The organism is Varibaculum cambriense DSM 15806 (genome assembly GCF_000420065.1).
Classification (GTDB): domain Bacteria; phylum Actinomycetota; class Actinomycetes; order Actinomycetales; family Actinomycetaceae; genus Varibaculum; species Varibaculum cambriense.
The window spans coordinates 140,391-154,840 of the sequence record NZ_ATUF01000003.1 but is presented as its reverse complement, the minus strand read 5'-3'; the positions used below and the strand labels follow the sequence as shown (position 1 = coordinate 154,840).

7 protein-coding genes are annotated in these 14,450 nt (G+C 52.7%); 4 read left to right on the top strand and 3 right to left on the bottom strand.

What is annotated here, in order from left to right; translation table 11 throughout:
* Positions 1 to 7 precede the first annotated feature (7 nt).
* Both F605_RS0105805 and F605_RS0105800 read right to left on the bottom strand, forming a co-directional pair.
* A complete protein-coding gene (locus tag F605_RS0105805; RefSeq protein WP_022864953.1) occupies positions 8 to 3,496 on the bottom strand; it encodes an ATP-dependent DNA helicase in 3,489 nt (1,162 codons plus the stop codon).
* Positions 3,493 to 6,777, bottom strand: a complete 3,285-nt coding sequence (locus tag F605_RS0105800; protein ID WP_022864952.1) for a PD-(D/E)XK nuclease family protein — start codon at positions 6,775 to 6,777, stop codon at positions 3,493 to 3,495. The genes F605_RS0105805 and F605_RS0105800 overlap by 4 nt, the downstream gene beginning before the upstream one ends.
* Before the next feature lie 261 nt (positions 6,778 to 7,038).
* Here F605_RS0105800 and F605_RS10125 point away from each other — a divergent pair, with 261 nt between their 5' ends.
* Entirely contained in the window at positions 7,039 to 7,266 is a 228-nt protein-coding gene (locus F605_RS10125) for a DUF3107 domain-containing protein (protein WP_022864951.1), read from the top strand.
* A gap of 150 nt (positions 7,267 to 7,416) precedes the next feature.
* Here F605_RS10125 and F605_RS0105790 read toward each other — a convergent pair whose 3' ends face one another.
* Entirely contained in the window at positions 7,417 to 8,022 is a 606-nt protein-coding gene (locus F605_RS0105790) for a ferritin-like fold-containing protein (protein WP_027723640.1), read from the bottom strand.
* A 358-nt stretch (positions 8,023 to 8,380) separates the two neighbouring features.
* On the opposite strand from F605_RS0105790, the gene F605_RS10120 reads away from it, so the two are divergent.
* The 3 genes from F605_RS10120 to F605_RS0105775 all read left to right on the top strand — a co-directional run bounded on the left by F605_RS10120 (position 8,381) and on the right by F605_RS0105775 (position 14,208).
* Positions 8,381 to 9,901, top strand: coding sequence for a DEAD/DEAH box helicase (locus F605_RS10120; protein ID WP_244865187.1), 1,521 nt, complete (start codon positions 8,381 to 8,383; stop codon positions 9,899 to 9,901).
* Between the two features lie 31 nt (positions 9,902 to 9,932).
* Positions 9,933 to 11,666, top strand: a complete 1,734-nt coding sequence (locus F605_RS0105780) for a glycoside hydrolase family 13 protein (protein WP_022864948.1) — start codon at positions 9,933 to 9,935, stop codon at positions 11,664 to 11,666.
* A gap of 172 nt (positions 11,667 to 11,838) precedes the next feature.
* The gene (locus F605_RS0105775) at positions 11,839 to 14,208 is read left to right on the top strand and encodes a glycogen/starch/alpha-glucan phosphorylase (RefSeq protein WP_022864947.1); all 2,370 of its coding nucleotides are present in this window, start codon (positions 11,839 to 11,841) and stop codon (positions 14,206 to 14,208) included.
* Positions 14,209 to 14,450 lie beyond the last annotated feature (242 nt).

Sequence of the window (14,450 nt, the reverse complement as noted above, 5' to 3'; positions counted from 1 at the left end):
AGAACGCTTAAATCAGCTCCGGAAATAGCTCTTCGAGTTTTTGGGGAAGGTTCAGACGCTCACTCCAATCGTCCAGGTGGCATAGTAAGTCGTAGCGTACAAAATAAAGTGCCGCCTCCACATCTTCCAAGCGCAACCCCAGCGAATCAGCGTAAACCAAGCGATAGGTATTGATTTGCCGCATATAGTTTGCCACCTTCTCTTCGCTCTCGGCGGCAATCTTGCCGGAACTATCAAAGATTAACGAATCGGTTTTCCAGTCAATAATCGCGGGTTTACCGGTAGCGGGGTTACGCATAATCGCATCAATGCGGGCGACGAGCTTTGTCGCCAGCGGCGCCGCAAATTCAATCTCGGATTCCAGATATTCCCAACCGCGATCAGGGTGTACGGTTCCAGATTTCCATTTCTGTTGTAATCTCCGTAGCGATTTGGCCAGCCCTTTATCTAAATCCTGGGGCAAGGAATAAACAGATCCCCGCAGTTCCTGATCTACCCATTCGTGGAATAAAGTCCCTAAAGTAGCGCCTCCGGTAGGAAATTCTGGCAGCGGACGCCGCTGACTCAATGCAAAGCCCGCCGGATCCTCTTGTAATCGACGCGCCCTGGTAACACCGCTGGAAATTGGAAGCTCCACTTGGCCGCGAATTTCGTTTTCAGTTTGTTCATCGCGAATTAGCTGTACCGCCTGTTGCATCCAAGGAGAATGACTGTCAGCCAAAGCTAGTATTTCCTCGGTATCTTTTGCAGATAGCAAACTATGCAGCAAGCTATCACTGTGCGCATTATCTATTAGCGTCCGCAGCTCGTTTGCAGCATTTGAAAGCCGCGATAACTGCACAGACGGAGAGGTCGGCCAGAGTATTTCGCTCGGTACGGGCGTCCATTCATCGCCATCTCCTGCCGGCTCCCGGTTACGGAGTTCGCGCATTTTCCCGGTGGAATCTATTTCCACCAAGAATTGGGAGGGTACGCGTTCGGTGACGGCGGTAGCGGTATGCGCACTGCCACCAATTAGCAGTTCTGACTCCGCGCGGGTAAAAGCTACATAGGCTAGACGTCGGTCAGCTAACTGCGAGGTAAAGCCCAAGGCACATTTATAGCTTTCTAGCACTTTGGGATTATCCGAATAAGCCTCTCCTTCAAAGTCATAACCGCTTTCTTCCAAGCCACGCTCAATAGTTGGCAGCACTTCCTTATCGGGACGCAAGTCATAGGGAATCATCGCGACATCGGTAATCCAGGAGGATTCACTACATTTGCCGTTCCCCGCTTTGAAGGGAGCTTTGGGAAGGTTTCCCTGGTGGGTACGACTTTCATCGAGTCCGGGAATCGCCACCCACGTCCACTCCAAGCCTTTAGCGGCATGGATAGTCATCAATTGAATAGCATTCGGGTTAGGTTCCTGTAGTGGCATGTCGAGGCCGGAGCCTTGTTCATCAGCAAGCCGGAGCCAATCCAAGAAGCTGTGCAGATTTGCGCTAACTCCGGTGGCTTCATATTCGCGGGCAATTTTCACGAAACTTGCCAGGCAACGCTCAGACACTCCCCCATCTGGACGGATTTTGACATCGAGATCCAAACCTAGGGCAAAAATTGTGCGTTGTACTAATAGACCGAGCGGGTCATGGATATGGCGGCGCACCGTAGCTAATTGGGCACGGAGAATACTCAGGCGGCGATGTGCTTCGGCGCTAAATCCGCTACCGGCTCCCGCAGATGTCCATCCCGCTTCCGGTAGGTTATCTAACGCATCCATCAAGAAGGCTTGCGGATTTATATCGGGAATGTCATCTGGGTTAGCCAAATGCCGCGCCCATCTCCACAACAGGTCAATATCTGCCGGGCTAACGCCGCACCCAATGATTAGTCGCATGAGGTAATCGCCTTGTCCGGCATCTGCGGATACTTGCAGTGCCGCGATCACATCGGCAACTGCCGGATCATAGATGAGACCAGCGACCCCGGTAATTTCTACTGGAAGTCCCCGTCTACGCAGAGCCTGAGTGATTACTGGCCCTTGGGAATGCTTACGCAGCAGTATTGCTCCGGTAGGTAGGCTTTCCTGCTTTTGCGGTGGGAGCTGCTTATTCTTGAGAGCTATTTTGTCTCTTTCACCCCAGCGCTCGGCAAAAAAATCTGCCACTAATTCCGCTTCTTCTTCACAGTCTTGCGCGAAATAGAGATGGACTTTACCGGGGTCATCTCGCTTTTGCGGACAAGTAACTAGTTCTTTTGCCTTTACCGAGGACGCGGGAGCGGCAAAGACCTCCGGGGAGGGGGCGGGATCGAATCCATATTCCGGATTAGGCACCTGAATCAAGGAACGAATTTGCTGCTCAACTTGCTGGGCTTTTTCTCCTGCTGCGAGTTTACTTAACGGCGCCACTACCTGATTGGCTGCCTCTAGAATCGCTTCGCGGTTGCGATAGGTAACCGGCATATCTTGAATATGGCTGGTCATTTCTTCAGGCGGAACTCCAAATTCGGTTAAGAAATTTTGCATAGAAAGCTCGGAGGCACCTCGCCAGTCGTAGATAGCCTGATTAGGGTCACCGACCGCCATAGCTCCTTTACCAGCAAAAATAGTAGAAAACAGTCTCAGCTGCGCCACTGAAGTATCTTGAAACTCATCAAGCAGTATCACGTCATAGCGTTGCCGCAGCGTACCTCGAATATCTGGGAAACGCGCAACCAACATGGCCGCATAGTAGATTTGATCAGCGTATTCGAGGTAACCATTTTCTTTCTTGTATTCCTCATAGCTTGCGAAAATATCCAGCAATTCACCCCTATGGGTTAGAGAATCCAGGAATTTTTGCATATTAGCATTGGGTTTCTGGGATCTTCCTTTCGGCCTGCCTAAGCTATAAAGTTCCCGCATCTGGGCTAGTCCCGCCCGCACCTGCGCTATGTCCAATAGCTGGTCGCGTACCTGAGAACCGATAGCTAAAGCCCTACTGACCGTGGTCGCAATACTGCTATCGGTAGTCAAATCCCCTGGCCAAGTGCTGACGATCTCATACATGATCTGCCAGCGGCGTGCCTCATCTAGTAGTATGCAGGCCGGAGAAATCCCCAGTCGAGAACCATATTGGCGCACTATCTGATTCGCGAAAGCATTATAGGTAGAAGTTACGGGCAGGATGGTGCCGCCGGTCTCCGGATCAGTTAATACCTCCGCCACCTCAGAAAAATCGGGGTTGGCTGCCAAAACCTGCAGATTGTCAGTCAGGCGGCTTCCCAGTTCTGCATCCGCCTTATTTGAAAAAGTTAGTCCCAGCACCCGATCGGGAGCTACCAAACCGTTGGCCACCAGGTAAACCACTCGAAACGCCATGGTAGCCGTTTTTCCCGCACCCGCTCCGGCAATGACCATCATCGGTTGATCAACCGGGGCAGTAATAACTTTTTCTTGATCTGCGTTCGGACGATACTGCCCAATGGCTTTAGCTATCTGCGCTGGCGAGTACCTAACTTGTTGGATATTACTCATAGCACTTGTTCTCCTTCAGCCTGTAGAGGACAGCAAGAACGCAAGGAACAACGGTCACAGCGTTGGTTCTCAACCGCGCGAAATACCGACCCGGAAACCACTTTTGCCGCCTGGATAATATTGCTTATTAACAATCCTTTTTGCTCCTCAGTTAATGGGGCTTGCACCATTTCCTTCGGGATTTCTTCGTAGTCGGTTTCTCCCCTAGCTTTCCGCTTGTGCTTGGACAGATAGATCAAACTGGCGCTTTGAATCTGCTCTGGTGTCTGCGCTAGTAGTGGTGCCAGCATCTGCCGGGATCGGCTATCACCTCCTAGGAGAGCAGCTTCTAAAACCAGTTGGTAGCAGGCCAGCTGTAAATGGTCAGCTAATTCTCTTGCGGTAGGAACCGTTTTACCTGTCTTAAAATCAACGATTCTAATCCCGTCCTCGCCAGCTTCCAGGCGATCTAACCGGGCGGCCACCATCGCTAAGTCGGATACCACCGCATAGGAGCTTATTTCGGTTACCGCCGGGGTTTGATGATCATCTAAATAGCGGCTGAGACGACGCACCATTTCTTCTCGTTTTTTCCCGTCTTGGCGAGAAAAGAAAGCTTCTGTTTCTTGCGGCCAGTTAGCGTAAAAGAACGCCAGGCGCTCCTGCAGGCTGCTATCCGTCATCTCTTCAGCAATCTGGTGCACCAGAGTTCCCCAAGCGGCGTTACCAGTAGCTTCGACTTTCTGCCCTCCCCGCCGCGAGAGCAGCCAGCGAAATTCGCATTCGTTCAAGTCCTCTAAGGCAGAGGGGGATATTACTGCTCGGCCAGCGGCAGATTTTAATCCGGCGGGATTCGTCCACCAGCTATTATCTATTCCCACCTGACGCCAAGTATCAGGGTTAGCAAACCGCGCCCCCTGAGAAGCTAAATAGGCTAAAGTTTCCACTGCTTTTTTACGAGTTGCATCATCCGTCTTGCCGGCGAGTACCCCCCTTAAATGCCCCACCAAGGAACGCAAAGATGGAAATAGCTGATGTCCGCCCCGGTTTCTGTTTTCCGGGTCGGTGTCCGCTCCTAGTTGTTGATCCCAATCAGCACCCAGGTATTGCGCGCCAGAAAACTTGCTATTTTCCAAGTGGGCACGCAGATTATCAAAAAATATCGAAGGGTTATCCTCAGCGTCGCAGCGCACGGTAACCAATATATTGCTGCGGGCACGGCTAAGGGCACACCTAGCGAGGGATCGTTCCCTCTCGAGGGCACGACTGCGGGACTCTCCGGGAGCTAACTGTAGCTTTCCCGTGGGACTAAGCAGCGCCGTAGCATGGAGAAAATCAGAGATTTCCCCCGAACGCAGCAGAGAACCTCGCTCGGAGATAACTGGCCACTGTCCGTCCTGCATCCCGATGATTACACAGGTGTCCCAGGTGCGACCCGCCGCGGAAAACACGGTTTCCAAAGCTACCGCCGAACCTATCCCATGGGTATCGGTAAGTACGTCCTCGGCTTGAGTTTGCCGCGAGAGCACCGCACAGTAGTCACTCATATTGGCATTTAAGTGACGCTGCGACCAAATCTCTGCATGGCGAACTAAGGCAATAACCGCATCTAAAGCTTGATCAGCGAACTCTTCTCCGGCAAGTGCTCGCTGACACCACGAATCTTCTAGATTCAATAACGTCCAAATTTTGTCTAGCACCACCAGTGGAGGCTGATCCAATTGAGCTATTGCTGCAGTTAAAACTTGATGACAGCGAATATAGATTTGCCCGCCCTCTACCATCTCTACCTGGGTGACCGGGAAATGGGGGGTGCCGATGGCGGCATAAAAATCTTCTATTTTTGCTTCTACACCGATACCGGCGCGCACTAACGAACGCTCCAAACGCAGCATCTGCAGGGAGTCTAGAGAAAAAAGCGGAGAGCGAAGTAGGTGTCTAATCGCTTTCCCCCGCGGGGAAATTACCTTGTCAGCTAACAAATATTGTGAGGGGGCCCAGGAAACTTCATCTACAGAGGAAATCTCGGGATTACCCCTTCCCCACTGTTTGGCGAGCTCGCTTTGTCCTGGCAAAGTAAAAAGCGATAGTAAGGCACCCGTAACGTGGTTAGCTTTAAAAAGTATGGGTCTTTGACGCTCGTTTACTGGAATCTCCAAACCCCGTAGAAGCGAAACTATCTCGTCTATTTGGGAGCGATTACGAGCAATAACCGCCATCTCTGCCCACGGAACTTGTCGGGTTAAGTGCTGATAGCGCAAGTATTCGGCAATCGCCCGCGCCTGGGAGGAAACAGTAGAAAACTCTGCAAATTTTTGTTCGCGCGCACTATCGCACTCTACCTGGTGGCTAAGCGGATCTGTAAGCTGTAGCCCTCCCGAAGTCTCCCGGAAAGATTCCTCTAGCGTCACCTGGGGACAATTTAGCTGTTCGGCTAGATAGCTACCCCCTTGCGGATATCCCCCACGGAAAGTTTCCACTGCCACGTCGGGGTTGTAGAGGGCGAAGATTTTAGTGCCTCGCTTGCCCATTTCCGTTAACAGCCGCACGGTAGAAGCCGGGCAATCTTGCAGGTCGTCTACCACTACCCACTCCGGTAATTGGGGAGGTGATAGTAAAGCCGCATCTTGTTCCCAACCACCTAAAACTTGCCCCGCGCGATCTTGCATTCGGGCGGCATCCCAGCTGTTGTCTTTAAAAGACGGTTCGTATTGACTAAGTAATACCGCTGCCGCCTGCCACTCGGGAACCGCGAGTTCGCGCCCTAACTCATCTAAACGTTGAGCGCTGATATCCCAATGAGCACAAGCGGCGAACAGGGTACGTATTTCAGAGCAAAAATAATCAGTTTGCCTTACCTCGGAGCCAATATATTCCGGCCAAGGCGCATCTACCTGACTTAACAGTTCATGAATCCGGGCATCTTCCTGTGATCCGGTCAGCAGTACCGGTTCCGGAAGTTGTTCGCGGCGCGCGCTAGCAAAATCTTTAAGCACTTGGAAGGCCAAGGCGGTAGGGGTAATGAACGGACGGGAAATAGGGAGTTTCCGACTGATCCTGGCAGTGTTTAAATATTCTGCTCGCGAACGGGAAGGAGCTATTCCTATTATCTGGCTGTGGTGGCAGAAAAGTTGCTCCATAGCTGCCAAAGCTAAAATGGTTTTTCCGCTGCCGGCCGCTCCTCTAACTATTAGCGAACTAGCAGATTGCAGCTTGCCAAGTATCTGCTTTTCCTTTTCGCCTAGCTCAGGTAACTCCAATTCCACCGGGAAAGGAACTGCGCGCAGAGTAAAGGTTGCCATATAAACAATTATAGAAAAAACTTCGGTGTCGTTAATGCTTTCTTTGCCTGCCGTGATTTCCTGGTTCCTGGTTCGACTTCACCGCAAATATCCTGGGAGTTTTCCGTTCACAGCTGGAACTCGCACAGACATCATGTTCATAGGAGGCGACTGCTAACAAGCAGGAGCATCCCTAAAGCTTTAGCTGTTAGCAAGCAAGCGGGCATAGCCCGGTAGCGAGCAGGTAGGATAAGCCTAGAAGATTGCTAAACGGAGGAAAACGTGAATATCTCACTGGGACTTAAAGGCGTAGCCAAAACTTTGGAACTGGAAGTAGCCATGGACGCTGACCAGGTTAAAGCCACCTTGCAGGCAGCTTTAGATAAACCCGAAGAGTTGCTATCGCTAACCAATAAGCAGGGTCAGCAGGTACTTATCAACCCGCACTTAATTGCCTACTGCCAGATAAGCGAGACGCAACCGCAGCGGGTGGGATTCGGAATCGGCTAAGCACCCGATCTAAGCGATCTAATCGGCTTGCCGGTGCCCGCAAGGTTCCCAGCCGCTACCAGAAGTTCGGTAGCGGCTGGCGCTTAGCAGACACCCGGTATCTATCCGGGTTATATCAAGCCTACCGGGGCGTTATAGCTTCCAAAGGCTTTAAGCCTTCAGCCCGGTACGCTCCATCCGGAGGCGGTGATGTTCCTTGATCGCCTCGGGGATATCTTCTCCGCCCTCAGCCGTTAATTCGGGATAGCCCACGATGGCCTGGCGGAAAGTAGAACGCACATCTCCGAGCACCCGCCGTCCCCACAGAGACAGCCGCGCTGGTACCGTCACTTGAGTGGCACACGCTTGCGTGATTACCGGCACCGCCCATCCTTCTTGCCCGCAATCCCACGCGACCTCGGAGAGTTCGGCTTGTGCTTGCGAGGAAAGTCCCGCAGTTAAGCTGCGGTTAAAATCGGCCATCGCCCCAATCGTTACGTAGCTTTTAACGAGGCGTTCGTACCAATCAGTGGGCCGCAGGCGTTCCTCTAGCTGAACGGTCAGCCCCAGATATTGCTTCATCTCTTCTGGCAGCTCAACCCCAACGTTTTGGCTGACCTGGGCTACTTTTTCATAGTTTTCCCAAGCTCGCGCCGACATTTGCCCTAAAGCGATTTCTTGATCCACCGTGGGGCACAGCGAAGCGTCTTTTGCTAACCGCTGCTGCATAGCCAGGGTGAAGTATCCGATAAGTCCCAGTCTTTGTGCGTCACTCACCCTCTTAGACTAACGCGCTTGCGGATTTGATTCTCGCTTTTCAACGGCTCCAGACGCTTCTAACTATCAAAATGGCTTCTAACTAACTGTTAGCTGCGTTACCCCTATTGTTTACCCTGCGAAACGGTGGGATAGGATAGAAGAGAAGAAGACGGGTTGACCGATCGTTTTCGTAACTGAAGTATTTTTTCCGGGCGCCTCGCCCCGGCCTCTCTAGCGGAGAGCCAAGATTTTTTGCGATCGGCTACCTCCATAGTTCCAGGGGAAAATCCCCGTGAAAGGTATTCGATTGACAACTGAAGAAAATATCCAAGCAACCAGTGGAATCGCTGACACTTCCGCAGCACATGAGCCACAGATTCAACAGGCGGAAGCCGATGTGGTGGGCGATTCCTCTATGGATCTTTCCGAAAAAACTTTCGCTGATTTCGGGGTCTCGGCTCCGCAATGCCAGGCGCTTAAAGATGCCGGAATCGTGCATCCCTTCCCGATTCAAGCCCTCACTTTGCCAGTAGCGCTAGAGCGCCATGACATTATCGGGCAGGCGAAGACCGGCACTGGTAAAACCTTAGGGTTTGCGCTCCCAGTGCTAGAGGACGTGGTGGGCCCAGATGAGGACGGTTTCGAAGATTTGCTAGATCCCGGCCATCCACAAGCGTTGATTGTGCTCCCCACTCGGGAGCTGGCTATCCAGGTGGCAAGAGAAACCGCACAGGCAGCTGCCCGCCGCAAGGTACGCATTTGTGAAATCTATGGGGGACGCGCTTTCGAACCCCAGGTTGCGGATCTAAAACGAGGAGTCGAGATTGTAGTCGGCACCCCCGGACGGCTGATTGACCTCATGAAACAGGGGTATCTGAGCTTGTCGTCAGTACGCACTATGGTGCTCGATGAAGCCGATGAAATGCTCGATCTGGGGTTCCTCCCCGATGTAGAGGTGCTACTTTCCCGCACCCCCGCAAATCGCCACACTATGCTGTTTTCAGCCACTATGCCCGGGGAAGTAGTGGCCTTAGCCAGGCGTTATATGTCGCATCCCACTCATATTCGGGCACAAGATCCCGATGACCAGGGCGCCACGGTAAAAACCACGCGGCAAGTGATTTACCGCTGCCACGCCCTCAATAAAATTGAGGTAGTAGCTCGGATTTTGCAGGCGCGCCAGCGCGGCCTCACCATTATTTTCACACGCACTAAACGGACTGCTGCTCGGGTTGCGGAAGATCTCGGCAAACGGGGATTCGCGACCGCAGCTTTGCATGGCGACTTAGGACAGGGTGCCCGCGAGCAGGCACTACGGGCTTTTAGACACGGAAAAGTCGATGTGCTGGTAGCTACCGATGTTGCGGCGCGCGGTATTGATGTCGATGATGTAACCCATGTGATCAACTACCAGTGCCCCGAGGATGCCAAAACCTATATCCACCGCATTGGGCGTACTGGTCGCGCCGGTAATTCCGGAACCGCGATTACCTTCGTAGATTGGGATGATGTTCCCCGCTGGAAGCTGATAAATAAAGAGCTTTCCCTGGGAATAGAAGAACCGGTGGAAACCTACCACACCAGTCCTCACCTTTATACCGATTTGGATATTCCCGAGGACGCGGGCGGGCGCTTGCCGCGTTCGATGCGTAAACGTGCCGGTCTCGCCGCCGAAAAGCTCGAAGACCTAGGGGAAACCGGTGGACATGGGCGCGGTCGCGGGCGCTCCCCGCGCGGGCAAAATTCTCGCGGTCGCTCTGGAGGCGGACGGGGTAAAGGATCCCGGAATGGACGCGATCGGCGTCGGGAACGCGATAGCCACCAAGGTGCCGGTACGCAACGCCAGCCTCGTCCGCGCCGAGCCCGTCGGCGTCGCCGCAAAGGCAGTGAGGACTAAGACTGTTTAAACAACCACAGAGGAGAAGAAAATGAGCCGCGTGCAACGAGGTGACTGGGATCAGTGGTGGCGTAGTGCCGCCATCTATCAGATTTATCCCCGTTCTTTTTCCGATTCTAACGGGGACGGGATCGGCGATCTGGCCGGGGTTTTGGAAAAAATGGACTACCTGGAAAAACTGGGGATTGATGCGGTCTGGTTTTCTCCTTTCTATCCTTCTCCCCAACACGACACTGGTTACGACGTATCCGATTATCTGGATATTAATCCCGAATATGGCGACTTGGAGACTTTCGACAAGGTACTCGCCGATCTCCACGCTCGGGGAATGAAAGCCATCATTGATGTGGTTCCTAATCATTCTTCTTGGGATCACCCCCTGTTTAAACAGGCGCTAGCCGCGGAGCCGGGAGATGCGGCGCGCGATATGTATATGTTCCGCAAATGCGCGGATACTACTCCCAACAACTGGGGGTCTATGTTCGGCGGATCTGCCTGGTCGAAAGTGGAGCCCCTAACTGGTAAAGCTAGCGACCGGGACTGGTGGTACCTGCATATTTTTGATGCCTCTCAGCCCGACTTCAACTGGGAGAACCCTAAAGTTCACGACTTTTTCCGCTCCTACCTACGTTTTTGGTTAGACCGCGGAGTAGATGGTTTTCGGGTAGATGTCGCGCATGGCCTAGTGAAAGACCCCGCGTTGCCCGATGACTTGGTGGGGCCGGATCGCCTAAATTACGAAGGCCCGAATAGCGACAATGGACGCGCCCTCGATGTGGGGCCGTTCTTTAACCAGCCGGGAGTCCACGATATTTATCGCGAATGGCGCCAAGTGCTAGATGAATATGGCCGTGACCGGATGCTAGTAGCCGAAGCCTGGGTCAATACCCCGGAACAAGAAGCTATGTATGTGCGGGAAGACGAAATGTCCCAGGCCTTCAATTTCTCGGTAGTCAACTGCCACTGGGAGCCAGCCGCCCTACGAAAAGTTATCCGGCGCACCCAAGAGGCTTCTGCCTCGGTAGGGGCTCCCCCCACTTGGGTGCTTTCTAACCATGACAAAGTCCGCCATGCCACCCGTTTCGGCTACCCCAGTGGAGCGAATACCGACAACGGAATCGGGGCAAGTGACCCGCAACCAGATCAAGAAATCGGATTGACTCGGGCACTATCGGCAACCGCGTTCCTCGCGGGGCTACCTGGTTCCATCTACCTGTATAACGGGGAAGAATTGGGGCTGCCGGAAGCCACGACCCTTCCAGATGAGGCTCGCCAAGATCCCACCTGGCAGCGTTCCGATTTTAGGGTACGAGGACGGGACGGCTGCCGGGTACCGCTCCCCTGGTCAGATGATCCTGGTTCTAACTTTGGGTTCTCCCCTGCGGGAGCTAGCCCGGCCTGGTTGCCGCAACCGGATAATTGGGGTGGGCTGTCGGTGCAGGCACAAGAATCTGACCCGAACTCTCCGTTAAACTTTTACCGCAAAATGCTTGCAGTGCGCCGCGACCTCGGCCTCGGAATGGGCGAATCTACCTGGCTAGACAGCGATCCCGAAGTACTGGCTTTGCAGGTTACCGGAGCGAACGGGCGTCAAGTGGTGGTAGTAACTAACCTGGGAATAGGCATGCGACCGCTGCCGAAGATCACGGTAGCAGCTTCAGCAAAAATAGTCCTAGCTACCCCGGGGATTGGCTCCTCGCCTAGCTCAAACCACAGCAGAAAAGATCAAATAGCTCCGGGACAAACTCTGTGGATCGAAATCTAGGGATTTTCGGTGCTTAGCTGCGCAGACTTTTCCCGAAGAATTCCGAAAACAGCGGCAAATGGCAAGATGAAACAGGTGTAACTAACACCACTGCCAAAATAGTGGATTTAGGTCGGTCATTTCACCTTTAACCGATAGCCTTGGAATCGTAAGCCTTGCAAGGAGATTGAATATGGCAGACAACCTTACCCATTCTTTAGGTTCATTTACCCGTTCTATTTCTGGACGCCGCGCTGAAGACTCCACCCCTATGGAGTTTTGGACGGGAATGTCACAAGCGATCGTAGAACGTATCGCCGAAAACTGGGAAGCAACCACCGAAAAGTATGCGGCGGGACGCCAAGAGCATTACTTTTCGGCCGAGTTCCTGATGGGCAGAGCTCTGCTCAATAACCTGGATAACCTGGAACTGTTAGAGCAGGCAAAAGAGGCTACTAACGCCTTCGGTATGAATCTCACCGACGTTCTGGAGGCCGAGCACGATGCCTCTCTGGGTAACGGAGGCTTGGGACGTCTAGCTGCCTGTTTCCTAGATTCTTGCGCCACTATGAACCTACCGGTGCGCGGATATGGAATCTTGTACCGTTACGGACTATTTAAACAAGCTTTCGAAAACGGTAACCAGCGGGAACATCCGGATCCCTGGATGGAGGAAGGCTATCCTTTCGTCATTCGCCGCGAGGAAGAACCGCGTTTTATTAACTTCGCGGATATGCAGGTGCGGGCGATTCCCTACGATATGCCGATCACCGGCTATGGCACCGATAACGTCAACACCTTGCGCCTGTGGAAGTCAGAGCCAATGGAAGAGTTCGACTATGAGGCTTTCAACTCTCAGCGTTTCACCGATGCGATTATCGAGCGGGAACGTGTAGCTGACCTGTGCCGGGTGCTCTACCCCAACGACACTACTTTCGAGGGCAAAGTGCTGCGGGTGCGCCAACAGTACTTCTTCGTGTCTGCTTCCCTGCAGGACATGGTAGAGAACTACATTAAGCATCATGGCGATGACCTGCGCGATTTCGCGAAATACAATTGTATTCAGCTAAATGATACTCACCCGGTATTGGCTATTCCGGAACTGATGCGGATTTTGCTCGATGACCACGGGATGGATTGGGAAGATGCCTGGCAGATCGTGCAGAACACTTTCGCCTACACCAACCATACGGTGCTCGCTGAAGCTCTCGAAACCTGGGAATACGCGATTTTCCAGCGGCTATTCCCCCGAATTTTGGAGATTGTAGCGGAGATTGACCGCCGTTTCCGGATGGAACTGGAGGCGCTGGGCTTTGACGCTGCCCGGATTGACTATATGTCGCCGATTCATGGCGGACGGATCCATATGGCTTGGATTGCCTGCTATGCCGCATTTTCGATTAACGGGGTGGCGGCTCTGCATACCGAGATCATTAAACGGCAGACTTTGAAAGATTGGTACGAGATTTGGCCGCAAAAGTTTAACAACAAGACCAATGGGGTTACGCCGCGGCGCTGGCTGAAACAGTGCAATCCTCGTCTAGCTAGCCTGCTTACTGAGAAGCTGGGCTCGACTGATTGGGTTACCGATATGGATCAGCTCAAGAGCCTGCGTAAGCTCGCTGGTGACTCGGATCTAATGGCTCAGCTACTGGGGGTAAAGGCCGATAACAAACGGGATTTTGCCAAGTGGTTGGAGCAGCGTTCCGGGGAAAAGATTGATCCGTCAGCGATTTTCGATGTGCAAATTAAACGGTTGCACGAATATAAGCGCCAGCTGCTAAATGCCCTTTACATTTTGGATCTCTATTTCCGGATCAAAGAGAATCCGCAGAAACCTTGGCCGCATCGGGTGTTCATTTTCGGGGCGAAAGCTGCTCCGGGCTATGTACGTGCCAAGGCGATTATTAAGCTGATTAATACGATTGGGGAACTGGTCGCCAGTGACCCCGAGGTTTCCCAAATTATTCAGGTAGTGTTCGTCGAAAACTACAACGTTTCGCCGGCGGAACATATTATTCCCGCTGCCGATATTCACGAACAGATTTCTACTGCTGGTAAAGAGGCGTCGGGAACTTCGAATATGAAGTTCATGATGAACGGCGCCCTGTGTCTGGGTACTTTAGATGGTGCCAACGTGGAGATCGTCGATTCTGTGGGTGAAGAAAACGCCTACATTTTCGGCGCCAAGGAAGAAGAACTTCCAGAGTTGCGACGCACTTACGATCCGCGAAACCTATATGAGACCGTGCCAGGACTTAAACGTGCCTTGGATGCGTTTGTTGATGGCACCTTAGATGATGGTGGTACCGGTCTGTTCCATGATCTGCTGGGGTCGCTACTAGATTCCAACGGCTACGAACCGGCTGACGTGTACTACGTACTTGGTGATTTCGCTGATTATCGGGAAGTACGTGATCGCGCTGCTCTCGAATATGCTGACCAAATTGAATGGGCACGTAAATGCTGGATCAACATCTGTGAGTCCGGACGCTTCAGCGCTGATCGCACTATCAGTGACTACGCTGAACAGGTATGGAAGCTGGAGAGCCAAAAAATCTAGCTTCTCCGCCAGGTGCTTGCGGCTAAACAGAGCTAGTAGCATAGGAGACTGCTGACCCAACGCTAAGTTGAGAGCAAGTTCCGTCTACTTGGTTTTGGAAAGACTGGCAGATCAACTGGCACTTCTTGATAGCAGCTAGCTTTTAGGAGTAATGGCTGGGTGGAGGAATCCTTCCTCCACCCAGCCATTACCTATCTGGGCGATTCCTCTGGCCAAAGGTGGAGTCAGACCTTGGCAGAAGA

Coding starts and splice junctions, on each gene's coding strand:
- F605_RS0105805 (WP_022864953.1), bottom strand. CDS start 3,496: ATGAGTAATATCCAACAAGTTAGGTACTCGCCAGCGCAGATAGCTAAA.
- F605_RS0105800 (WP_022864952.1), bottom strand. CDS start 6,777: ATGGCAACCTTTACTCTGCGCGCAGTTCCTTTCCCGGTGGAATTGGAG.
- F605_RS0105780 (WP_022864948.1), top strand. CDS start 9,933: ATGAGCCGCGTGCAACGAGGTGACTGGGATCAGTGGTGGCGTAGTGCC.
- F605_RS0105775 (WP_022864947.1), top strand. CDS start 11,839: ATGGCAGACAACCTTACCCATTCTTTAGGTTCATTTACCCGTTCTATT.